This is a genomic window from Sorangium sp. So ce128 (assembly GCF_051525245.1).
GTDB classification, from domain to species: domain Bacteria; phylum Myxococcota_A; class Polyangia; order Polyangiales; family Polyangiaceae; genus Sorangium; species Sorangium cellulosum_B.
The window spans coordinates 10,524,377-10,546,517 of sequence record NZ_CP150313.1 but is presented as its reverse complement, the minus strand read 5'-3'; the positions used below and the strand labels follow the sequence as shown (position 1 = coordinate 10,546,517).

General features: G+C 72.6%; 16 protein-coding genes. 10 read left to right on the top strand and 6 right to left on the bottom strand.

The genetic code is table 11. From position 1 onward, the window contains the following. The first annotated feature begins 281 nt into the window (after positions 1 to 281). The 9 genes from WME82_RS39965 (at position 282) to WME82_RS39925 (ending at position 15,828) form a co-directional block, all read left to right on the top strand. Positions 282 to 671, top strand: coding sequence for a nuclear transport factor 2 family protein (locus tag WME82_RS39965; RefSeq protein WP_438039591.1), 390 nt, complete (start codon positions 282 to 284; stop codon positions 669 to 671). Positions 672 to 765: 94 nt separating this feature from the next. Then, positions 766 to 4,962, top strand: a complete 4,197-nt coding sequence (locus WME82_RS39960; protein WP_438039590.1) for an nSTAND1 domain-containing NTPase — start codon at positions 766 to 768, stop codon at positions 4,960 to 4,962. A gap of 130 nt (positions 4,963 to 5,092) precedes the next feature. Next, positions 5,093 to 6,091, top strand: a complete 999-nt coding sequence (locus WME82_RS39955; protein WP_438039589.1) for an ADYC domain-containing protein — start codon at positions 5,093 to 5,095, stop codon at positions 6,089 to 6,091. Positions 6,092 to 6,351: 260 nt separating this feature from the next. Continuing rightward, on the top strand, positions 6,352 to 7,560 hold the full coding sequence (locus WME82_RS39950; protein ID WP_438039588.1) for a ferritin-like domain-containing protein: 1,209 nt from the start codon (positions 6,352 to 6,354) through the stop codon (positions 7,558 to 7,560). Between the two features lie 322 nt (positions 7,561 to 7,882). Further along, positions 7,883 to 8,350: a hypothetical protein gene (locus WME82_RS39945; RefSeq protein WP_438039587.1), complete on the top strand. Its 468-nt coding sequence runs from the start codon at positions 7,883 to 7,885 to the stop codon at positions 8,348 to 8,350. Positions 8,351 to 8,476: 126 nt separating this feature from the next. Further along, the gene (locus tag WME82_RS39940; RefSeq protein ID WP_438039586.1) at positions 8,477 to 9,172 is read left to right on the top strand and encodes a hypothetical protein; all 696 of its coding nucleotides are present in this window, start codon (positions 8,477 to 8,479) and stop codon (positions 9,170 to 9,172) included. A gap of 314 nt (positions 9,173 to 9,486) precedes the next feature. Next, entirely contained in the window at positions 9,487 to 10,320 is an 834-nt protein-coding gene (ypfJ, locus tag WME82_RS39935) for a KPN_02809 family neutral zinc metallopeptidase (protein WP_438039585.1), read from the top strand. A gap of 198 nt (positions 10,321 to 10,518) precedes the next feature. Continuing rightward, a complete protein-coding gene (locus WME82_RS39930) occupies positions 10,519 to 15,144 on the top strand; it encodes a capsule biosynthesis protein CapB (RefSeq protein WP_438039584.1) in 4,626 nt (1,541 codons plus the stop codon). Positions 15,145 to 15,222: 78 nt separating this feature from the next. Beyond that, positions 15,223 to 15,828 (top strand): Uma2 family endonuclease, encoded by a 606-nt coding sequence (locus tag WME82_RS39925; RefSeq protein ID WP_438039583.1) that lies wholly within the window; start codon positions 15,223 to 15,225, stop codon positions 15,826 to 15,828. A gap of 78 nt (positions 15,829 to 15,906) precedes the next feature. On the opposite strand, the gene WME82_RS39920 is transcribed toward WME82_RS39925, so the two are convergent. The 5 genes from WME82_RS39920 to WME82_RS39900 all read right to left on the bottom strand — a co-directional run bounded on the left by WME82_RS39920 (position 15,907) and on the right by WME82_RS39900 (position 20,155). Then, positions 15,907 to 16,647, bottom strand: a complete 741-nt coding sequence (locus tag WME82_RS39920) for a 2OG-Fe(II) oxygenase (RefSeq protein WP_438039582.1) — start codon at positions 16,645 to 16,647, stop codon at positions 15,907 to 15,909. After that, complete coding sequence (gene ada, locus WME82_RS39915; RefSeq protein WP_437853319.1) at positions 16,644 to 17,717, bottom strand: bifunctional DNA-binding transcriptional regulator/O6-methylguanine-DNA methyltransferase Ada; 1,074 nt, start codon at positions 17,715 to 17,717, stop codon at positions 16,644 to 16,646. Before ada ends, WME82_RS39920 begins: the two co-directional genes overlap by 4 nt. Positions 17,718 to 17,859: 142 nt before the next feature. Continuing rightward, positions 17,860 to 18,618, bottom strand: a complete 759-nt coding sequence (locus WME82_RS39910; protein ID WP_438039581.1) for an NAD-dependent deacylase — start codon at positions 18,616 to 18,618, stop codon at positions 17,860 to 17,862. A gap of 184 nt (positions 18,619 to 18,802) precedes the next feature. Next, positions 18,803 to 19,165, bottom strand: a complete 363-nt coding sequence (locus WME82_RS39905; protein ID WP_438039580.1) for a GFA family protein — start codon at positions 19,163 to 19,165, stop codon at positions 18,803 to 18,805. Positions 19,166 to 19,387: 222 nt separating this feature from the next. Beyond that, entirely contained in the window at positions 19,388 to 20,155 is a 768-nt protein-coding gene (locus WME82_RS39900) for an SDR family NAD(P)-dependent oxidoreductase (RefSeq protein WP_438039579.1), read from the bottom strand. Positions 20,156 to 20,247: 92 nt separating this feature from the next. On the opposite strand from WME82_RS39900, the gene WME82_RS39895 reads away from it, so the two are divergent. Further along, positions 20,248 to 21,201, top strand: a complete 954-nt coding sequence (locus WME82_RS39895) for an ABC transporter substrate-binding protein (RefSeq protein ID WP_438039578.1) — start codon at positions 20,248 to 20,250, stop codon at positions 21,199 to 21,201. Between the two features lie 38 nt (positions 21,202 to 21,239). Here the strand turns inward: WME82_RS39895 and WME82_RS39890 are convergent, their stop codons facing one another. Continuing rightward, the gene (locus WME82_RS39890) at positions 21,240 to 22,058 is read right to left on the bottom strand and encodes a hypothetical protein (RefSeq protein ID WP_438039577.1); all 819 of its coding nucleotides are present in this window, start codon (positions 22,056 to 22,058) and stop codon (positions 21,240 to 21,242) included. Between the last annotated feature and the right edge of the window lie 83 nt (positions 22,059 to 22,141).

Here is a 22,141-nt window from a genome sequence, read left to right as displayed (position 1 = left end):
ACAGGGTTCTCCGCGGTATACGGGCCTTGCGGAGCAAAATCGTTGATTCATGATTGGGTCGATGGCTACGCGGTTGACGCGGCCTCGTGGGCCGAATTGAACGATGCGCCTGTTCGCGCGCCCCGCGATGCGCCCCAAGGCCTTTGGACCCCGAGGCCGCCGCCGTCCGATGCCCGCGATCCTGCCGGCGCCGTCCGCCACGCCCCACCTCGTCGCGGCCTGACTTCACCGTCGACGGCGTCAGGGCGCACGGGTAACACTGCGTGGCGCCGCGGACCTCCATGACCGACGAACACCCCGCCTTCGGGCAAGCCATCCGTGACGTCATGGAACGCCGCGCCCGCGCCCTGGTGAAGCGCGACCTCGCCGAGCTCGCGCTCCTCCTCGCAGACGACTTCTCGTACGTCAATTCCCAGGGGACCCTCTGGGGGAAGGCCGAGTACCTGGCGGCGGTCGAGGGGGGCGCGCTGCGCTGGAGCGCGCAGACCGCGGAGGAGGTCAGCGTGCGCAACTACGGCGAGCTCGCCGTGGTGACCTGCGTGGTGCGCGACGAAGGGACCTGGCATGGCGAGCCGTTCAGCGCGCGGTTCCGCTCCACGCAGATCTATGCGCGCCGCGAGGGCGTGTGGCGCTACATAGCGGGCCAGTCGACGGGCCTGGATCAGGGTTGAGCGCGGGTGGACTGCGCGGCGTCGGGCGGCGGACCCCACAGGGGACGCTCGGCTCGAGTATAGTCCCCGGGCGCTTGGCGCGAGGCGGGCCCTCGTGAAAGAGAAGATTGCTTCAACCCTCTCGCAGGCCATCCTGCGCCCCGGCGGCGCGGAGACGCAGCCGCGGGCGGGTGACGCCCTGCCGCCGTCGAGCGTAGGCCCGGAGAGCCTCGCCCCGTCGAGCTTCGGTCCGGAGAGCCCCGGCCCGTCGAGCTTCCACCCGCCGACCCGGTTCGAGGAGTACCGGCTCCTCCAGAAGCTCGGCAGCGGCGGCATGGGCGACGTCTACCTCGCGCACGACACGCTGCTCGACCGCATGGTCGCGGTGAAGTTCATCCGCGCGGCGACCGCGGACGCCGAGGTGCGCGCGCGTCTGCTCGCCGAGGCGCGCGCGGCCGCCCGCATCCAGCACCCGAACGTCGTCGCCATCTTCCGCGTGGGCGAGCTCCGGGGACGGCTGTTCGTCGTCTCGGAGTTCGTCCGCGGCCAGAGCCTCGACCGCGTCGACATACCGATGCCCTCGCGCCGCGTGCTCGAGCTCGGCGCGGGCCTCGCGCGGGGCCTCGCGGCCGCCCACCGCCGGGGGGTGCTGCACCTCGACATCAAGCCGGCCAACGCGGTCCTCACCGCGGAAGGCGAGGCGAAGCTCCTCGATTTCGGCCTCGCAAAGCTCCTCGAGCCGGCCGCGCGGCCCGACACGCGCGGGGCGCGATCCGACATCCCCGGAGGGCGATTCGACGTCCCTGGAGGACGATCCGACGTCCCTGGAGGGCGATTCGACGTCCCTGGAGGGCGATTCGACGTCCCTGGAGGGCGATCGGACAGTCCCGGAGGGCGATCGGACAGTCCCGGAGGGCGATCCGACATGCCCGGAGGGCGATCGGACAGTCCCGGAGGGCGATCCGACGCGCTCGGCGAGGACGCGCTCTCTGGCGGCGAGGCCCTGCGAGGAGCGCAGGGCGACGCCGACGCTGCGATCGCGCCCGGCGATGAGCCGCTCGAGGGCGAGTTCCGCGAGGCGGCCGAGATGGCGGCGCGCCTGCTCGACGTGACGACGAGCGTCGGCGGCGGCACGCCCCACTACCTGCCGCCCGAGCTGTGGCGCGACGAGCTCGCGACGCGCCGCTCCGACGTGTACTCGCTCGGCGCGCTGCTCTTCGAGCTCTGCGCCGGCGTCCCGCCGCACGACGACGTGCCGATGACCGAGCTCCCGCTCGTCGTCCAGACCGAGGCGCCCCGGCCCCTCGGCGCCCTCGCGCCGGGCGTCGATCCGCGGCTCGCGGCCGTCATCGAGCGGTGCCTCGAGATCGACCCGGCCGACCGCTTCGCCTCGGGCGACGAGCTGCGCGACGCGCTCGAACAGCTGCTCGCCAGGAGCCGCCACGCCTCCGTCGCCCCGGAGGGCAACCCCTACCGCGGGCTCCTCGTCTTCGATCTCGAGCACCGCGCGGTGTTCTACGGGCGCAGCTCCGAGACGGGGACGATCCTCGACCGGCTCCGCTCCGAGCCCATGATCGTCGTGGCCGGCGACTCGGGCTCGGGCAAGTCCTCGCTCTGCCGCGCCGGCGTGCTCTCGCTCGTGCTCGAGGGCGCCCTCGGCGGCGGGCGCGCCTTCCAGGCAGCCATGATGGTGCCCGGCCGGCAGCCGCTCGCCGCGCTGGCCGCCGCGCTCGAGCCGGTCCTCGGCGCGCCCGCCGAGCGCATCGCCCAGGCCGTGCGCGCCGCGCCGGGCTCCCTCGCCCGCGACCTCCGCGCGCGCCTCGGGGAGCGCGGCGGGCTCGTGCTGTTCATCGACCAGATGGAAGAGCTCGCGACGCTGAGCAGCCCGGGCGAGGCGGCGCTCGTCGGCGAGGTGCTCAGCGCCTTCGCGGCGCGCTCGCCCTCCCTGCGCCTGCTCGCCACGGTGCGCGGCGACTTCCTCGCGCGCGTCGCCGGCATCTCCGGCCTGGGCGACGACATCGAGCGCGCGCTTTACCTGCTCCGCCCGATGTCGGCGGACAAGCTCCGCGAGGCCATCACCGGGCCGGCGCTGGCCAAGGGCGTCGCGTTCGAGTCCGACGCGGTCGTCGACGCGCTCGTCGAGTCCACCGCGCGCGCCGAGGGCGGGCTGCCGCTCCTCCAGTTCGCGCTCGCCGAGCTCTGGGACGCCCGCGCCGCGCCCGACGCGCCGCTCAGCAGCGCCGATCTCGCGCAGATCGGCGGGGTCGAGGGCGCGCTCGCCCGCCACGCCGATCGCGTGCTCGGCCGCATGCCGCCCGAGGTCCACGCGGCCGCGCGGCGGCTGCTCGGCGCGCTCATCACCCCGCAGGGCACGCGGGCGCGGCGCGCCGAGGGCGAGCTCGCGGAGAAGGGCGGCGACGGGGCGGCGCGCGCCGCGCTCGACGCGCTCGTGCAGGGTCGCCTCCTGTTCGCGCGCGAAGGCGAGCAGGGGACGGTCTACGAGATCGCCCACGAGGCCCTGATCCACGGCTGGGGGACGCTGCGCCACTGGCTCGAGGAACAGCGCGAGCAGCGCGCGACGCGCCAGCGCCTCGACGCCTCGGCCGCCGAGTGGGAGCGGCTCGGTCGGCGCCGCGACGCGCTCTTCAGCGCGCGCCAGCTCAAGGAGGCGAGGGACCTCGACCCGGCCGACCTGCCGCCGCGCGAGGCGGCGTTCCTGAGGGCGTCGCGGCGCGCCGTCCTGACGCAGCGCGTGGCCAGGTGGGCCCTCGTCGTGGGCGTCCCGCTCGTCGCGGCGCTGCTCTACGGCGCGCTGGAGCTCAGGGCGGCGCGCCAGCTCGCCGCGCGGGCGGACAGGAAGATCCACGAGGCCGCGCTCACCTCGTCCGCCGCGGCGATCGAGCGCGCCGAGGCCGAGGCCATCCGCGCGGAGGCGCTCTCGGCGTTCGATCGCCGGCGCCGCGACGAGGGGGAGGCGCTCTGGGAGCGCGCGCAGGGTCGCGCCGCCGAGGCCGAGCGGCTGCAGCTGCAGGTGAGCCAGAAGCTGGAGGCGGCGCTCACGCTCGACGGCGCCCGCAACGACGCGCGCGCGCGGCTCGGCGACGTGCTCTACGAGCGCGCGCTCGCCGCGGACACGCGCGGCCACGCCTCGCTGCGCGACGAGCTGCTCCAGCGCATGACCACGTACGATCCCGACGGCGCGCGCCGGCAGCGATGGAACGCGCCCGCGGAGGTCGCCATCGAGACCGATCCCCCCGGCGCGGACATCACGCTGGAGCGGTACGAGAGCGACGCGGAGGGGCGCCGGCAGCTGACCGGCCAGCGCCTGCTCGGGACGACGCCCTTCGCGAGCATCGCGCTCGCGCAGGGCTCCTACCTGCTCACCTGCGAGGCGCGGAATCGCACCATCGTGCGTTATCCGTTCCTGGTCCAACGCGGAGAGTCATTGAAGCTCTCCATCCCGCTGCCGCACGCCGGGGACGTTCCTCCCGGGTACATCTACATCCCGCCGGGCCGGTTCCTCTTCGGCGCCGCCCTCGACGACATGTACCGGTGGGCGTTCCTCTCCACCGTTCCTCTCCACGAGATCCGCACAGGCGCGTACCTGATTGCGCGACACGAGACGACGTTCCAGGAGTGGCTCGACTACATCCAGGAGCTCCCGAAGGAGTCCCGCGGCAGCTCGTCCATCCAGGCGGGCAACGGCGCCATGACAGGCGCCCTGGGGCTGCGCCGCCTGCCAAGCGGTGTGTGGCAGCTCACGATTCAGCCCACGATCCAGGCGTATACCGCGCGGGCAGGAGAGCCGCTCGTGTATCCATCGCGGGCGGTCCGCGCGCAGCAGGACTGGCTTCGTTTCCCCGTCACGGGCATCTCCTTCGCTCAGGCCACCGAGTATGCCGCGTGGCTCCACAGGACAGGCCGCGTGCGCGGAGCCCGCCTCTGCACCGACTACGAGTGGGAGCGCGCGGCGCGGGGCGCCGACAGCCGCATCTTCCCGCACGGGGACAGGCTGTCTCCCGGCGACGCCAACTTCGATGAGACCTACGGCAAGGAGAGCTCCACGATGGGGCCGGATGAGGTGGGCTCGCACCCTGCCTCACGTAGTCCGTTCGGGGTCGATGACATGGCGGGAAACGTGCTGGAGTGGGCCATTTCTTCGATCGAGACCGACAAAGTGCTGTTGCGAGGTGGTGCTTATATCTATGATCAAACCTCGGTCCGAAGTGACAACCGGACCGTCGTTGATGGCACCTTCCTCGACCCGGTGATCGGGCTCCGCATCTGCGCCTCGTTCCCTCCACCACCGTGAAGGCGACGAGGCCTGCGGCGCTCGCGCCGACGCGGGCTTCGTCGCTCGCGTGATCGGGGCCCGACCGCCCGAGGGAAGACCGTCGATGCGCAAGGCGTCACGGCTTTAGCGGCAGCGTTCGGAGGCGATCATGTTGAAGCGAGGGTTCCTGGCAGGGGCGATGGTCGGGCTCAACTCCCTCGGCGCCGGTTGCGCCGCGGACATCGACGGCGGCGAGGACGAGGAAGCGCTGGCGGAGAGCTCGTTCGCGATGAGCACGCTCAACGGCGTGAACCTCAACGGGGTCCGCTTCAACGGGGTTCGCTTCAACGGGGTTCGCTTCAACGGGGTCCGCTTCAACGGGGTCTCGCTGGACGCGACGACGCTGGTCGGGACGCGCGAGGGCGACGGCGCGCCGGTCGCCGGGGCCGACTTCATCGGCGCGGACGTCGAGGCGGTCCTGGACGATGGGTCGTCGGTGCTCGTCCGCGTCACGAACGTCGTCGAGCGCGACGGGATCCAGTACTACACGGTGAAGTACAGCGCCGGCCCCGATGTCTGGGTCAACATCTGCGGCGAGGGCCTCGATGCGATCCCGGTGAAGGGGACGTGGAACGCGGTGACGGGGGCCCACACGGACGACGGGGGCATGTTCACGTTCGCCTGTCAGGGCGCGGCGATCGGGAAGTGCGCCGAGTGGGGCTACAGGGAATGGGTGACCGAGGCGGAGTGCAACGCGAGCGGCTGCGAGGACAGGGATCTCTCGTACTTCCATCAAGCGTGCATCCGCATGGTGCGCGCGGACTACTGCGGCGACGGCGTGCCGCACACCCAGACCGGGACGGCGATCGACGTCTGGGATGCGCTCGGCATCCAGACCGAGACCGTGGACTCTGGCATGAGCATCGAGGCCGAGTGGACGGCGGACGGCGCCGCCTGCATCAAGCACACCCGGTGGAACGGCCTCGGCGGCAGCAACCCGGATCGCGACTACATCCTGGCGCATTGCCCGGAGCGTTGGGCCGGGGACGATCCGAGCTGCGGCGGGAGCACCTCGACCTTCCACAAGGAGAACGGCTTCACGACGCCGCTCGGCCAGCGGCGCATTCTGCGGAACGCGTCGTTCACGACCAACGTGAGCCCCCTGTAGGCGGCGCCGTCGCGCAGGTCCGGGCGCGGCCACGGTCGCGCGCAGGCCGGGCAGTGCCGGAGTGTGTCAGCGCTGCGGCGCGACGATCGAGGGGGGCCGCTGCGCTCCCCACGAAAACCGCTGGTCTCGACGCGATCGAGCCCCCGCGCGGCGGTGGACCATGTCTTGCGATGGGGGCTGGAGCGTCACGTATAAGCCGCCCTGTTCCGAGCTCCTCGCCGTGCTCATGAGGCAGCGGGCATGGGCTGGAGGTGCACGTCATGCTGCTCGACCGATCCTTTCGACGAACGCTCATCGCCCGCCTCCTGCTGAGCGCCGGCCCCTCGGCGGCCGCAGCGCTCCTCGTCGCAGCGCCGGGCTGCGGGGAGCCCGCGGCCGAGGCCGAGAGCGCGCAGGAGGTCCGCTGCTTCGATTGGTTCGACGAGCTCGGGGCTTGCCTGGACCGCGAGGCGGCGCTGGATGAGTTCATGACCATCTACCGACCCTGCGACGGCAAGGACAGGGAGCTGGAGAAAGACACGATCGTGTCGGTGGAGAGCGACGCGACCCGCCGTGACGGCGCGTGCTGTTACGCGGTGATCGTCGAGGAGAACACCCTCGACTGCGCCGCGGTGGGACGGCCCTTTTCCCTGGAGGGGCGCCACCTCACGGCAGCGCCGCGGCCGGCCGAGGCGGGGTGGCTCGCGCGTGCGACGGCGAGCGGTGCCGGTGGGCGGCAGCCTTCGCTGGCGGATCTGACGGACGAGGAGCGGGAGACGCTCGCCGGGGAATGGCTCCGGAGCGCGCTCGAGGAGCACGCGTCGGTGGCGTCGTTCGCGCGCTTCGCGCTGGATCTCATGGCGCACGGCGCGCCGTCGTCGCTCGTCGAGGCGGCCCACATCGCCGCGCTCGACGAGGTCGGTCACGCCCGCCTCGGGTTCTCGCTCGCGACCGCGTATGGGGGCGGCCCTGTCGGCCCGGCCGCCTTCCCGATGTCGCCGGCGGTGCCCATCGCCGCGGATCTCGCGGCGCTGGCGCGCGCCGCCGCGGAGGAGGGGTGCGTCGGCGAGACGGTGGCCGCGATGATCGCGGCGGAGAAGCGCGCCCGCGCCGAGGATCCCGCGGTGCGGGCGGCGCTCGAGGTGATCGCGGAGGACGAGGCGCGGCACGCCGAGCTCGCGTGGCTGACGGTGGCGTGGGCGATCGGGGCCGGCGGCGAGCCGGTGCGCCGCGCCGTGGCCGAGGTGTTCGAGGCCGCCGCGGCGTCGCTCGGGCGTCCGCCCTCGCCGGGGGCCGAGCCGGGCGGCGGCCGCGCCGCGGCCGGCGGCCGCGCCGCGGCGCTCGCGGCGCACGGCCACCTCGCCGTGGCCGAGATGCGCGCGCTGCAGGGCGCGGCGCTCGCCCAGGTGGTGCTGCCGTGCGCGCGCGCGCTGGGGCTCTGGAGGCCCGCGGCCGCCGCGGGGGCGGCTCGGCCGGCGGCGAGCGCGTAGCGACCTCCGGGGGCGCTCAGCTCCTAGCGATGAAAGCGGATGTTACGCCGGTGATACACCGCGTTGCGCCGCGGAAACCCCGCCGCACAGGTCCCCCCGTAACGGGTTGGGCGACCCACTGTTACGCCGCGCAGCGCCGCACCTCCCCTCCATGGGATTCCCGTGGAGGAGATCGCGTTCCTTTTCAGGGGGCGGGCGCAGTCCTGCTCGTCAGCAATGCCCCCGATCCGCGCCGGCGCGTGCAGGCCCGCGCCTTGCTGGATACGAGCGCGCGGCCCGATGGACGGCCGCGCTGACGAAACGAAAACCACAAGGGATCACCATGAAGACGATGATCAAGACCCTGGGCGCGATTGCATGTCTCTGCGCGGGCTCGCTCGTGATGCTCGACTCCGGCGACGCCTCGGCGGCGTTCCGGCGGCTCGGCGTCGGCTACTGCGGGTACGAGGGCCCGGCCGTGGTCAACACGAGCCTCTCCGGCTCCACCAAGATCACCTGCACGCTGCCGTCGGACAGCACGCTGGAACACTCCGACATCGTGACCCTGAAGGTGTACGTCCTCAACCCCTTGGGGAGCCTCTCGAGCGCGAGCGCGTGCGTCAGGACCCCGACGGGCACGAGCTATGTATGCGGTGGCGACGATGATTCGAACGACGCCTCCGCCATTCTGCAGCCCGCCGTCACCTCCAGCGTCCTGCTGAACCCGAGCTACGCGAGCTGGTTCCCCTACGTCAACGTGACCCTCGGCGCCATGAGCTCCCTCAACGGTATCAAGGTCACCGACTACTGAGCCGCGCGCGGCATCCGCGGGCCGCGCCCGCTGGCCTCGCGGGCCGGCGGGCGCGGCCCCGGCTGCGTCATTCCCTCTGCATCGATTCCAGCTCGCGACCTCCGGCACGAAGGGAGAGGAACGAAGATGAACGACGAACGAACCCGCCTGCGCTCCTCGCGGACAAGCCTCGCCGTGATGGGGATCTCCACGGCGGCGCTGCTCGCCTCGCTCGTGAGCCTGCTCAGGACCGCGCCCGCCGAAGAGCAGCCCCCACGGGAGGCATCCTCGCGCGGAGCGCGCGTGATCCAGGACCCGGCGCGCGAGCGCGCCCCTGGCCAGGGCGACGCCGAACGGGTGGGGCGGCTGGAGCGCCGCATCGCCGATCTCGAGAGCGCCGCCGATCCGCAGGAGGAGGGCTCCGAGGCCGCCCCGAGCGAGGGGCGCGAGGGCGCGGAGCCACTCGACCCCGAGGCGATGCGCCGCGAGGAAGCCGCCTGGTGGACGGGCGTCATCGACGCGCACGCGCAGCAGCGCCGCGACCCGGGATGGGCCGGGAGGGCGGAGGAGAGCTTCCAGGCGGACCTCGGCGCGATCGCGCCGGGCCGGACGCTCGAGGTCGTGGGCGTGGACTGCCGCACGACCTCCTGCGCGGCCACGATAAGGTGGCCCGCCTACACACCCGAGGTGATGAAAGACGCGGGCTCCCTCGCCGGGCATCCCTATCGGGAGAGGTGCACGAAGAGCATCTCGGTGCCCCCCCCCGAGGACCCCTCCGCGCCCTATCTGGCGCAGCTCGTGTTCGACTGCGCGACGCAGCGCGCCGGTCTCGCCCGCCGCTGAACCGCGGGGAGGCTCGGCCGGCGGCGAGCGCGTGGCGACCTCTGGAGGCGCTCAGCCCTTCGCCGCGGCGAGGATCGCCGCGGCGTGCTCCTTGGGATCCACCTCCAGGACGCCTGAAGGCGCAGAGAGGTGTCTTCATCGGGAGACGCCGAGAGAGACCTCGTGTTCTTCGTGGCAAGGCGCAGGCGGCGATTCGCCCGGTCGCGCGCCGCGCGATCAGGCCGGCGCCATCACCAAGCGGGCAATACCCGCACGTCCCGACCGAAAGCTAAGGTACCACCCGATGCGCAGTCCACGCTATACATGCGCTGGCCATGCGCTGGACACCTGGGAAACGCAGTGAAAACCTCCGAGACCTCCGCGGCGCGTCCGGTGGAGCGAAGCTCGGTGTGGGCGGGACGGTGATCCTGCTCGTGCTCTCGCTGGTCTTCGGGAAGGATCTCCTGTCGGGGCTCGGTCAGGGGTCCGCGACCCCCGGCGCGCAGAGCGGGCGCTCGAGCTCACCCGAGGAGGAGCGGCTCGTCGACTTCGTCTCCTTCGTCCTCGATGACACCGAGGCCGTGTGGACGCAGGTGTTCAGCCGGACGGGGCAGCGCTATCCGGCGCCCGTGCTGACGGTGTTCACCGACTCCGTGAGGTCGGGCTGCGGTATCGGCGAGTCGGCGATGGGCCCGTTCTACTGCCCGGCGGACCGGACGGCGTATATCGACCTCGGCTTCTACCGCGAGCTCAAGGCGCGGTTCGGCGCGCCGGGCGACTTCGCCCAGGCGTACGTGCTCGCCCACGAGATCGGCCACCACGTGCAGAACGTGCTCGGGACCGAGCGCCGCCTGCGCCAGCTGCAGGCCGCGCGCCCGGGCGAGAAAAACGCGCTCTCCGTGAAGATGGAGCTCCAGGCGGACTGCTTCGCCGGCGTGTGGGCCCACTCCACGGCGAAGCGCGACCTGCTCGAGGCGGGCGACGTCGAGGAGGCCCTCAAGGCCGCGTCCGCGATCGGCGACGACCGGCTGCAGAAGGCCGCGACCGGCAGGGTCAACCCGGAGACGTGGACACACGGCTCGTCGGCGCAGCGGGTCGCCTGGTTCAAGCGCGGCATGCAGGGCGGCCGCGTCGAGGACTGCGACACGTTCGCCGAGGGCTCGCCCTGAACAGGCGCCCTCCGCCCGCGCGCGGGAAGGCGAGGGGAGCGCAGATCGCACGAGCGGCGGCTCACGACAGCTCCGCGCGACGGTGTACGCTGCTCGCCCGCCGATGGTCTCGCCGCACGGTGCCCCTCGCTCCCCGACGCAAGGCCGCCTCCGCCCTCGTGCGCGTCCCCTTCGCCCTCGCGCGCTCGCGGAGGCGCCGTGAGCTCGCGCGAGTCGCCTGACTCCTGGACCGCCGCGCCGCGGTCGATCCTGGAGGTCATCGAGGACAGCCTCCCCCAGATCGAGGTGCGCCTGCGCCCGCGCGCCATCGCCACGGTCGTCGCGCGCGTCACGGCCGATCTGGGCGACGAGGAGCACCCGAGGCCCGCGCTGCTCGCCGCGCTCGCCCGGTGCGCCGACGGCGCGGCCGCCGAGGTCGACCGGCTGCGCAGCGCCGAGTCCGCGCTCGTGCTGGCCTACCAGTCGGCCGCCACCCCCGCCGAGCGGCGCGAGCTCCTCGCCCGGCAGCTCCGCGTCTGGGCGCGAGAGCGCGAGCAACGCGAGAGGAGCGGCGCCGCCTCCCTGCTCGGCTGGGTCGCCGCGCGCGTCGAGCGAGCCGGCGACCTCTCGGCGCTCGGCCGCAACCTCGACCTCGAGGCGGCCCAGGAGCGCTTCGCCACCGCCATCGCCGACCGCCTCGACGAGATCGAGGTCGCCTACCACGCCCTCACCCACCTCGCGAAGCACCTCGACGACCCGTCCGACGCGGTGCACGTCGCCCGCGACGGCGGCGTCCTCCGGCTCGCCATGGCGCACGCCGAGCCGAGCCGCCCCGCGCCCGTCCGCCGGGCCGCGCTGCTCGCCGCCGTCGCCCTCCTGCACCGCCTCCCGGCGCGCGAGCGCCTCGGCCACCTCGGGCTCGACGCGGCCCGCTCCGTGCTGGCGTGGTCGCGCGGGGTCAACGCGTCCCGCTGGGTGCAGATCGCCGCCCTCGAGATCGGCGTCCTCCTGTTCCCCGACGAGGCGTTCTCCCTGCTGGCCGAGCGCCTCCGCGCGCGCGACGCCGCCGACAAGGACGGCCCCATCCTCCGCCGCAACGCCCTGCGCCTCCTCGGCGCGGCGGCGCGCCCGTCCGCCCCGGTGATCCCGCTCGACCGCGCGGCGCGCGCCGGCGCCCCGTGGGATCCGCGCCGCTGGAACGGCGCGCAGGCCAGCCGCGCCAGCCGGTCGAGCATCGCGCCGGAGGCCGCCGCCGCCTCCGGAGGCGCCCGCGAGGGCGAAGGGCCGCCCGACACGCCCGCGCCCGACTCGGCGCCCCGGCTCAGCGCCGATCCCGCCGCCGGCGCGCCGCCCGCCCGCGTGGCGCCCGCGGGCGCGGACCCGCTCGCCATCGCGCTGCTCGCCCGCGACGACCCGAGCGAGCACGTCCGCCAGGAGCTCGTGCGCCAGCTCGTCGAGCTCGGCGGCGCGGAGGCCCTCACGGCGCTCGTCGAGATCGCCGAGGGCGACGGGTCGCCTCGCGTCCGCGGGTATGCGCTGCGGGAGCTCTCGCGGCGCGCGACCGACCACGCGGACGCCGCCCCGTTCGCCGAGCGCGCCGTCCGGTTCGCCCTCGCGAAGCCAGGCCCGCCGCTCGCGTCCCGCGCGGCCCTCGAGGCGGTGCGCACGCTCTGCGCCGGGCCCTACGCCCCGCTGCCTCCGGGGACCTTCGTCGAGCTGCTCGCCGAGTTCGCGAGCCGCCCGGCGATCTCGCCGGACCTGTCGGACGAGGCCGCCGCCGCGCTGCGGCTGCTCGAGGTCGAGAGCCGCCCGGTCGCCGAGCACATCCGCCAGACGCTCCTCGCCGCCGCGTCGGAGCTCCTGGAGGGCGAGAGCGCGCCGGTCGAGCTCCCGGCCGACGCCGAGCCCAGGGACGTCGAGCGCGCGCTCGTCGTCGCGTCGCGCGGCGACATGACGTACACGCTGCGGCGCCGCGGCCGGGGACGGTACGTGCTCACGCGCGGCGAGCCGCGCGGCTTCCGCCTCTGGCGGCTCATCCACGAGATGCGCACGCCGATGCCGGACAAGCGCAAGGGGTGGATCCACACGAACGGCCGCCTGTTCGCGGGCGAGCTCGTCGCGCCGCCGGTCGGCATGGCGGAGGTCACGCCGACGCGCGTGCCGGGCGAGCGCCACGTCTACCCGCCCGTCGGCGGCTGGGGGCCGTTCGTCCCCCGCATCGACGACCTGCTCGCCGCCGCCAGCCTGAGCCAGCGCGAGATCCGCCTCATCACGGCGCGCGGCACGGTCACGGTGCGCGGCCCGGCCAAGCTCGCGCACCGTCTGCGCGCCCGCGCCCTGCTCACGCTGCGCTACGACCGCTACGCCCAGGCCCGCATGCGCGCGCTCGTGGCGCAGGAGCCGGCCGAGCAGAAGAAGTTCACGCTGATGACGGGCGAGCTCGGCTTCACGGTCGCGCTCGGCGACACCGAGGGCGAGGTCGAGGGCCGCGCGTACGCGATCGAGCCGCACCTGCCGGGCAAGTACCTCGCGGTCGCGCTGCCGCCTTTGCTCCAGAGCGGCCGCGACTGGCTCGCCGGCCCGTCGGTGCCGGTCTGGATCGACGGCTTCTTCTCGTACCTCGTCTCGCCGGCGGGCAACGTCCCGACGCAGCTCGCGTGGATCGTGTTCCTCGTCCTCGCGTACATGGTGCTGCGGGCCGCGTGGATCGCGGCGCAGATCGAGCGCGCCCGCCGGGGCATCCCGCTCACGATCGGCGGCTGGGGCACGCGCGGCAAGAGCGGCTCGGAGCGGCTCAAGGCCGCGCTGTTCCACGCGCTCCGCTACGACGTCGTCGTGAAGACGACCGGCTGCGAGGCGATGTTCATCCACGCCATGCGCGACCTGCCGGCGCAGGAGATCTTCATCTACCGCCCGTACGACAAGGCGACGATCTGGGAGCAGCGGAACATCCTCACGGCCGGGCGGAACCTCCGCGCCCAGGTGTTCCTGTGGGAGTGCATGGCGCTCCAGCCGCTCTTCGTGGACACGCTCTGCTCCGAGTGGATGCGCGACGAGATCACGACGCTGACGAACGCCTACCCGGATCACGAGGACATCCAGGGCCCCGGGGGCGAGGACGTCGCCCGGGTGATCGCGCGCTTCATGCCCACGGACGGGCTGTCGTTCACGACGGAGGAGCAGATGCTCCCGCTGCTCAAGGACCAGGCGCAGCGGAAGGGGACGAACCTCGTCGCGATCCCGCCGATCGACGCGGACCTCCTGCCGGTCGACCTCCTCGATCGGCTCCCGTACCAGGAGCACCCGCGCAACGTGGCGCTGGTGCTGGCGCTCGCGGACCATTTCGGCGTCGATCGCGAGTTCGCGCTGGTCGAGATCGCGGATCACGTGATCCTCGATCTCGGCGTCCTGAAGACGTACCCGACGGTGCAGTACCGGGGGCGGAAGCTGACGTTCTCGAACGGGATGAGCGCGAACGAGCGCGCCGGGTTCATGTCGAACTGGACGCGGCTCGCGTTCGACAAGCACGACATGGACGCGACGCCCGGCAAGGCGACGGTGATGGTGGTGAACAACCGCGCGGACCGGGTCGCGCGGTCGCGCGTGTTCGCGCAGATCATCGTGGAGGACATCGGGGTCGATCACGTGGTGCTGATCAACTCGAACCTCGGCGGGATGATGCAGTTCATCACGGAGGGGCTCGACGCGCGGCTCCGGGACATGGTGATCACGGGCGACGGGGGCAAGGAGCGCGCGCTCGAGCGCTTCGACGAGCAGATGAAGAAGGTGGGCGTCCCGGCGCGGGCGGGCGCCTTCGAGGAGGATCTCACCCGGATGCTGCGCGCGCTGCCGGCGATCGACGAGGCGGCGGCGGCGGCGATCGTGGGCGGCCCCGGGGTTCTGGGGAAGAAGGGGGAGCCCGAGGCGATCGAGGCGGCGGTGAAGCAGGCGCTGGAGGCGCACGCGCCGCCGGCGGGGGAGGACGACATCCGCCCGGACATCGTCCACCACGCGGCGCGGCTGGCGCGCCGTCTCGCCCGCCGCGACAAGGCGCGCGCGGAGGTGGAGGCGGCGCTGTCGCGGGGCGCGGACGCCGAGGCCAACCAGGCGTTCCGCGCGGCGTTCCGCGAGCTGTGCCTCGAGCGCATCGCGGTCCTGTGGAACGCCGACGCGAAGGGGGACAAGGTGATCGACTTCATCACGCGCGAGATCCCGCCGGGGTTCGACGCGCGGCTGATGGGGTCGCAGAACATCAAGGGGACCGGGCTCGACTTCGTCTACCGGTGGCTCTCGATGGATCGCGTGAGGACCGCGATCGAGCGGATGCAGAGCAACGCGTCGGCGCGGCGCGAGGTGCTGACGTTCTTCCTGTCGTACTCGGATTTCGGCCTGATCGATCTGCGCGAGGCGCTCGCCGCGACGCGCGCGGCGAAGGAGCAGGGGGGCGCCGGGTGGGCGGAGCACGCGAACCTGATCGACGGGGCGATCCGCAGGCTCGAGGCGCTCGACAAGGAGAAGACGGCGGCGCTCGTGGTGACGGGCAAGACGGGGGTCGGGACGAAGGTGCTGCTCCGGGTAGAGCAGTTCGTCGATCACATGGACTCGGTGCGCCGGACGCGGTGGGCGAAGATCGTGATGGACGATCTGTTCGCGATGCGCATCGGCCACGGCCAGGCCGCGCTGCTGCTGCGGGAGATCGTGGGGCGGCAGAAGGGCGGCTGGCTTGCGAAGGATCTCGCCAAGTGGGTGGAGAAGCGCAGGGCGTGGCTGGAGAGCCGCCGGAAGAAGCAGCCGAAGAAGGCCGAGCCGGCCGCGCCGCCGGGGGCGGCGGCGGAGCCGGGGTGACGGGATGGAAGCGGGCAGCCGGGGAGGAGAGCGCTGCCGCCGCCGGGGGGCGCAAGCGTGCTATCCTCACAAGCCGTGATGGCTGGCGCCGCCGTTGCTCTGGACAGCTCGGACCGCCTCAGCGATGAGGCCTGGCTGGAGCTCGCCGAGGACGAGCCGGGCGAGCTCGTCGGTGGCCTGCTCGTGGAGGAAGAGGTGCCGGACTGGATCCACGAGACCGCCGTCATGTGGCTCATCCGGGTGCTCGGCGCGTGGGCGGCGGCCCGCGGCGGCTTCGTGGCCGGCTCGGAGCTCAAGTACCTCCTCCGCAAGGGCAGCGGGCGCAAGCCGGACGTCTCCATGGTGCTGCCCGGGCAGAGGCCCCCGCCGCGGCGCGGGCCCATGCGGCGCCCGCCGGACGTGATGATCGAGGTGGTCTCGCCGCGGCCGCGCGACGTCCACCGCGACCGCATCGAGAAGCTGCGCGAATATGCGGCGTTCGGCGTGCGCTGGTACTGGCTGCTCGATCCGGCGACGAGGATGCTGGAGATCTACGAGCTCGGGCCGGACGGGCGCTACGTGTGGGCGCAGGCAGCCGCGGGCGGGCGCGTCGAGGCGGTGCCAGGGTGTGATGGGCTGGTGGTCGACCTGGACGAGCTCTGGGGCGAGCTCGACCGGCTGGGGGAAGAGGAGCCGGCCGAGTAACAAGCCGGACGAGGCGACCGGCAGGCAATAGCAACAAGGTTGCCGCACGGCCGACTCGCCTGCGCTCCCCTCGCGCCATCACGTGGCGTCGTGGAAGATGATGCCCACCGTGTGGCGATGCCCCGAGCGCACGCGGCTGACGCCGTGCCGGACGTTGACCCGGTACACTCCCCGCGTGCCCTGCACGGGTCGATGACGGACCGCGAACACCGCCGCATCACCCTGGCGCAGCGGCACCACCATCGGTCGAGACTGCATGCGCGGGCGCTGCTCCGTCATCACGAGCTCGCCGCCCGCGAAGTCGCGCTCGGGCTCGGAGAGAAGCACCGCGACCTGGAGCGGAAATACGTGCTCGCCATAGAGGTCCTGGTGCAAGCAGTTGTAGTCACCCTCGCCATACTGCAGCAGGAGCGGTGTCGGCTGGACCTGGCCCGCGGCGTGGCAGCGCTCCACGAAGCGCGCGTGCTCTTCCGGATACTGGACCTCGAGGCCCATCGCGGCGCTCCAGCGGTTGGCGACGGGCACGAGGCGCGGGTAGATGCTGGTCCGCAACGAGGCGATCAGCGCGGGCAGCGGGTGCGCGAAGTATTTGTACTCCCCGCGCCCGAACCCGTGCCGCTCCATCACCACCCGGCTGCGAAAGAGCTCATTGCACGCGTACAATGCAGCCAGATCGTCGCACTCGGTCCGGGCGAGCAAGCCCTCGATCACGGCGCAGCCCTGCGCGTCGAGATCCCGCGACACGCGCGCCCAGTCCCCCGCCGCCACCCGCTCGTCCACGCGGCTCGCGATCGGGACGTCGTCGCGGCGCGCGCTCAAGCGCCCGCCTCCCGGTCGAGCAGCGCGCGCTTGCGCTCGACACCCCAGCGATAGCCCGACAGGCCGCCATCGTTCCGCACCACACGATGGCACGGGATCGCCACGGCCAGCGCGTTGGCCGCGCACGCCTGCGCCACGGCCCTGACCGCCCTCGGAGCGCCGATGGCGCAGGCGATCTGCGCATAACTCGCGGTCGTACCGCCAGGGATGTCCCGCAACGCCTGCCAGACGCGCTGCTGGAACGCCGTGCCGCGGATGTCGAGCGGCAGCTCGACCGAGGCGCGGGGGCGCTCCACGAGGCCCACCACCTTTGCGACGAGCTGCTCGAACCCGGCATCGGCGCCGAGCAGGTGGGCCCGAGGGAACCGGCGCTCGAGATCGTGCGCCAGCTCCGCCGGGTCGTCGCCGAGCAGGATGGCGCAGACGCCTCGCGCCGTGGCGGCGACCAGGATGGAGCCGAGCGAGCACTCCCCGATCGCAAACCGGATCTCCATCTGTGCACCTCCGGCGCGGTACCTCGTGGGCGTCATGCCCAGCACCTGGTTCGACTGCTCGTAGAAGCGCCCGCCCGAGCCGTACCCGGCTGCGTAGATCGCCTGGGTCACGGTGCCGTTCTTGCCGAGCTCGGCCCTCATCCGCCTGGCGCGGTGCGCCGCTGCATAGGCTTTCGGCGTCACCCCCGTCACGGCCTTGAAGACACGATGCGTGTGGAAGACGCTCAGCCCCGCATGGCGCGCCAGCTCCTCGAGGCTCGGCACCTGCTCGCTGCTCTCGATGAGCCGGCACAGCTGGGCGACCTGGGCCGCCTGGCGCTCGGCCAGAGGGGGCTGGTCGGGTTTGCAGCGCAGACACGGCCGGAAGCCCGCCCGCTCGGCGGCGGCCGCGGTCGGATGAAAGCCGACGTTCTCGGGCCTCGCGGGCCGGGCGCCGCAGGAAGGACGGCAGTACACGCCTGTCGTCTTGACCGAGTAGAAGAACTTGCCATCGGCGCTCGCGTCGCGGGCGATCACGGCTGCCCAGCGAGGGTCGCTCTTCACCCCGACGGCGAGCGCATGGGCCTTTCCCGACATGTCGTCTGCCTCCTTCCGGCACTTCTTGCGGGTCACGAGGCGAGCTTAACGCGCGCGAAGATCGCCGCACTCCGGGTCTTGCTCTCGAATCCGTCGGTGCCGGCGAGGGGTCGGAGCTCGGCCGAGCGGACCCGGCGAGCGGTCAGCTGCCGGGCTCGATGCGGGAGAGGATCCCCTCCAGCGCCTCGACAGCGCGCATCGGAAGCCGCACCGAAACGGCGGTGGAGACCGCGGTGGGCGCCGGGTTGATCTCGATGGTCGGTACCCCGGAGTGCGCGGCCTCCAGGACCGGCCTCGTGATGTAGGGGAACAGGCTCGACGTCCCGATCGAGACGACCACGTCGAACCCCCGCGCGAGCTCCCGCCGGAGAATCTCGACCTTCTCCAGGGGGAGCATCTCCCCGAAGAGGACGACATCGGGCCTGAGCACGGCGGCGCACGCCGGGCAGCGCGGGCACGGGGCGAGCTCCGCGTAATCGTCGACGTGCGCCTCGTAAGGGCAGCGCGTGCAGAGGATGCGGTGGAGATCTCCGTGGATGTCGATGACGTTCGTGGAGCCTGCGCCGCGGTGAAACCCGTCGACGTTCTGGGTGAGCACCCAGCAGCGCGCGAGGCGGCGCTCGATCCGGGCGATCGCCGCGTGCGCTGCGTTGAGCCGCGCGCCGCGGCACGCGCGCTCGATCTGGTGCACGTACTTCCACGTGACCTCCGGGCGCCGCTGGAACATCTCGCCCGAGAGCGCCTCCTCGATGGCGAGCCCCTCGTCGGTCGCCTTCTCGCTGTAGAGCCCTCCGATCCCGCGGTAGGTGGGGATGCCAGAGGCCGCGGAGACCCCCGCGCCGGTGATGAAGAGGGCTGAGCGGGCCGAAGCCAGGAGCGCGCTTGCTCGTTCGATCGACATCGGGCGCCAGTCTACCTGTGTCGCCCGGGCTCGCGCCTGCGGATTGGCCAGGGGCGCGAGCGGGAGGTGCGCGAGCGCCGACGCGAGGCTGGCGATGGTCGGCCGCGGCCGCGCCGTCCGGGCCCGTGGCCCGGTGCGCTGGCCGCGGCCGCGTTCGGCGCGGACCCGGCCAGCCCGGGCGCGACTACAGGCTCTTCCCGTCGAATTTCATCGTCTTGAGCGTGTCGATATCGACATCGTCCAGACAGCGGACGTTGATGGCGCACATCTCCTGTCCGTCGGGACCGACTCCCCGCGCGAACGACTCGACGCCGCAGATCGAGCAGAACACATGGTGAATGACCTTCTTGTTGAACTGGTAGTCGGTGAGAACGTCGCCACCCTCCTTGAGCGTGAGCTGGTCCACCGGCGCGAAGGCCAGCATCGCGCCCAGCTTCGAACAGCGGGAGCAGTTGCACATGACCACGGGACTGCTCAGGTCCACCTTGACCTCGTAGCGAACCTTCCCGCAGTGACAGCCACCTGTATAGGTCTTGATCTCCGTCATGCGCGCATGGTGCCACAGGGAGCTGGCCGCGTGACGCAAAAATGCGATGTGTCGTGGCCGGGTATGCGGGTTACGCGGCCGCAACAGATGTTCCGCGCCGAGGCATCGCAGCGGCAGGTCGCCGGCGCCGGTCTCGGCCGCGCTGCATTGCATTCTGTCGGAAACTTTTCTCGGCCCAGGCTGTCCAACGACGCCGCTTCTCGGCGAGGGGCCGTGCCCCGCCTACTGCTCCTCGTAGTTCCACGTCAGCCCGCCATCGACGAAGTACGTCGAGCCGGTCACGTAATCGGCGTCCGCCGAGGCGAGGAACACGGCGAGCCCCGCCACGTCCTCTGGCTTTCCCAGGCGGCCCAGCGGGATCTGGTCGAGCAGCGCGCTCAGCTTGTCGCGATCCTTGAGCAGAGCGGCGTTGATCTCCGTCTCGATCGCCCCGGGCGCGATGGCGTTCACGGTGATCCCGGTGCCGCGCAGCTCCACGGCGAGCGTGCGCGTGAGCATGCGGACGCCCCCCTTGCTGGCGCAGTACGACGCGAAGTGGGGAAACGGGAGATCCTCGTGAACCGAGCTGATGTTGATGATCTTGCCGGGCCGCCCCGCCTCGCGCAGGTGACGGACCATGGCCTGGCTCCCGAAGAACACCGCTTTGAGGTTGGTGTTCATCACCTGATCGTAGTCCTCCTCGGTCACCTCCCAGAACGGCGCCCGCTTCTCCAGCCCGGCATTGTTGACCAGCACGTCCAGCCGGCCGAAGCGCGCGACGGCCTCCTGGAAGAGCCCCCGCACGCTCTGGACGGAGGCGACGTCGACGGCGAACAGATGACCTCGCCTTCCTGCGGCCTCGACCTCTGCCAGGGCTTCCTCGGCGCCCTCTTTGCTCTTGTGGTACGTGAGCGCCACGTCGGCGCCTTCCCGGGCGAACCGGACAGCGATGCTGCGGCCGATGCCCCGGCTGCTCCCTGTGACCAGCGCGATCTTGCCTTGCAGTCTCATGGGGACCTCCTGTCTTCACGAGCATTGTGCCCACCACGAGCATCGTGCGCACCGCCCCCCCGCGGGGATCGCCAGGAGATAGAATACCGCGCATGCGCATCGCCTCCCTGCTGCCGTCCGCGACCGAGATCGTCTGCGCGCTGGGCGCGCAGAGCGAGCTCGTCGGTGTCTCTCACGAGTGCGACTTTCCCGAGGGGCTGACCGGCCTCCCTGTGCTCACGCGCCCGCGGCTCAGGCCGGCGCGCTCCAGCCGGGAGATCGACGCCGCGGTCCGCGACGTCCTCCGGGACGCGCTCGCGGTCTACGACATCGAGCTGGACGCCCTCCGGGAGGCGCGGCCGGACGTGATCGTGACGCAGGACCTCTGCGACGTCTGCGCGGTGTCGTTCGATGACGTCCGCGCGGCCGTCGCCCGCCTTGCGCGGCAGGACGTGCGCATCATCAACCTGCACCCGACGCGGCTCGACGACATCTGGGCCGACATTCGCCGCGTCGCCGAGGGGATCGGCCGCCCGGCAGGTGGCGAGGCGCTCGTCGAGCGGCTGCGCGCGCGCGTCGCCGCCGTCGCCGCGCGCGCGGCCGCGGCGCCGGGCAGGCCGCGCGTGCTCGCGGTCGAGTGGATTGAACCTGTCATGATCGGCGGCACGTGGATGCCGGAGCTCATCACCCTCGCCGGCGGGGAACCCCTCGTGACGCGACCCGGCGAGCACGCGCCCACGCTCTCGCCGGCCGCGCTCGCCGCGCTCGATCCCGACGTGGTGATGATCAAGCCGTGCGGCTTCACCCTCGAGCGCACGCTCGATGAGCTCGATCTCCTCCCCCGTGTGCTGCCCTGGGCGACGTATCGGGCCGTGGCGCAAGGCCGCGTGTACATTGCTGACGGCAACGCCTTCTTCAATCGCCCCGGTCCCCGCATCGTGGAGTCGCTCGAGATCCTCGCGGCCTGCGCTCACCCGGCCCTGTTTGCCGATGCGCGCCGCGCGCATGCCCGGTCGGTGGTGCGGATCGACGCGGAGCTCCGGCGGCACGCCTTCGAAGACGAGTGACGCCGGCGCTCGACGCCTGCGGCTGTTCTATCGTGTTTCTATCGTGTGGCTCGACCGGCCGCTCTGGACGCCGGCGGGCGCGCCGCCTGCCGCGCCGAGTCGAGCTCCTTGCGGAGCGCCGCGAGCTCACGCTCGAGGGCGGCGATCTGCTTCTGCTGCATCTGGATCGCTGCTACGGCCATGCTCGTGTACCCGTACAGGTCGACGTGGTCGCCGTCGCTCGCGACCGCCGGGCTCGCCGGATTGTCGTCGATGATGAACCCGAGACGCTCGCGGCCGTGCCCGCCCTCGTGGTTATAACGCCAGGTCGCGAGCGGCGTGGCGACGAGCTCGTCGCGCACGCGCGCGAGCTCGGTCTCCTGCAGGTACCGGATATCGTGCTTGTACCGGGCGCGGGATCTGGGGCAACCCTCCGGCCGCTGCCTCGGATCGTCGCTCGTGCAGAGCAGCTGCGCGTTGCAGTCGTTCGCGGGATCGCATGTCGCGTCCGGTGCGGCGCACGGCTCCCCCTCCTTCTCGTCGGTGCAGGGCTTCACCCCGTCGCGGGGCCGGTGCCCGCTGCATACCGGATCGCCGCACGTGAGATACCACCTCAGCTCCTCCGCCCCGCCGCCGGTGCCAGCGCCTGCGCCGCCGCCGCCATCCCCCGCGGCGCCGGCGCCGGCGCCCGCTCCGCCGCTGCCAGCGCCCGCGCCGCCGGTGCCGGCGCCCGCTCCGCCGCTGCCATCCCCCGCGCCGCCGCTGCCCGCGTTCGCTCCGCCGCTTCCGCTGTCCCCTCCGCCCGAATTGCAGCCTGCCGCTGCGGCGAACGCGAGCGCGCAGAGGAGCGCCATCGTCCCTGTACCGTGAATGCGCATGAGAGACCTCCTTGGAACGACTGTCCCTGACCCACGAGGGCAGGATGTCGAACAAGGGCAGGAGGCGGCAAGAACCGTGCGCT

Excerpts from the sequence above, each read along its gene's own strand:
- WME82_RS39965 (WP_438039591.1), top strand. The coding sequence starts at position 282 with ATGACCGACGAACACCCCGCCTTCGGGCAAGCCATCCGTGACGTCATG.
- WME82_RS39955 (WP_438039589.1), top strand. The coding sequence starts at position 5,093 with ATGTTGAAGCGAGGGTTCCTGGCAGGGGCGATGGTCGGGCTCAACTCC.
- WME82_RS39950 (WP_438039588.1), top strand. The coding sequence starts at position 6,352 with ATGCTGCTCGACCGATCCTTTCGACGAACGCTCATCGCCCGCCTCCTG.
- WME82_RS39945 (WP_438039587.1), top strand. The coding sequence starts at position 7,883 with ATGAAGACGATGATCAAGACCCTGGGCGCGATTGCATGTCTCTGCGCG.
- WME82_RS39940 (WP_438039586.1), top strand. The coding sequence starts at position 8,477 with ATGAACGACGAACGAACCCGCCTGCGCTCCTCGCGGACAAGCCTCGCC.
- ypfJ (WP_438039585.1), top strand. The coding sequence starts at position 9,487 with ATGCGCTGGACACCTGGGAAACGCAGTGAAAACCTCCGAGACCTCCGC.
- WME82_RS39925 (WP_438039583.1), top strand. The coding sequence starts at position 15,223 with ATGGCTGGCGCCGCCGTTGCTCTGGACAGCTCGGACCGCCTCAGCGAT.
- ada (WP_437853319.1), bottom strand. The coding sequence starts at position 17,717 with ATGTCGGGAAAGGCCCATGCGCTCGCCGTCGGGGTGAAGAGCGACCCT.
- WME82_RS39910 (WP_438039581.1), bottom strand. The coding sequence starts at position 18,618 with ATGTCGATCGAACGAGCAAGCGCGCTCCTGGCTTCGGCCCGCTCAGCC.
- WME82_RS39905 (WP_438039580.1), bottom strand. The coding sequence starts at position 19,165 with ATGACGGAGATCAAGACCTATACAGGTGGCTGTCACTGCGGGAAGGTT.
- WME82_RS39900 (WP_438039579.1), bottom strand. The coding sequence starts at position 20,155 with ATGAGACTGCAAGGCAAGATCGCGCTGGTCACAGGGAGCAGCCGGGGC.
- WME82_RS39895 (WP_438039578.1), top strand. The coding sequence starts at position 20,248 with ATGCGCATCGCCTCCCTGCTGCCGTCCGCGACCGAGATCGTCTGCGCG.
- WME82_RS39890 (WP_438039577.1), bottom strand. The coding sequence starts at position 22,058 with ATGCGCATTCACGGTACAGGGACGATGGCGCTCCTCTGCGCGCTCGCG.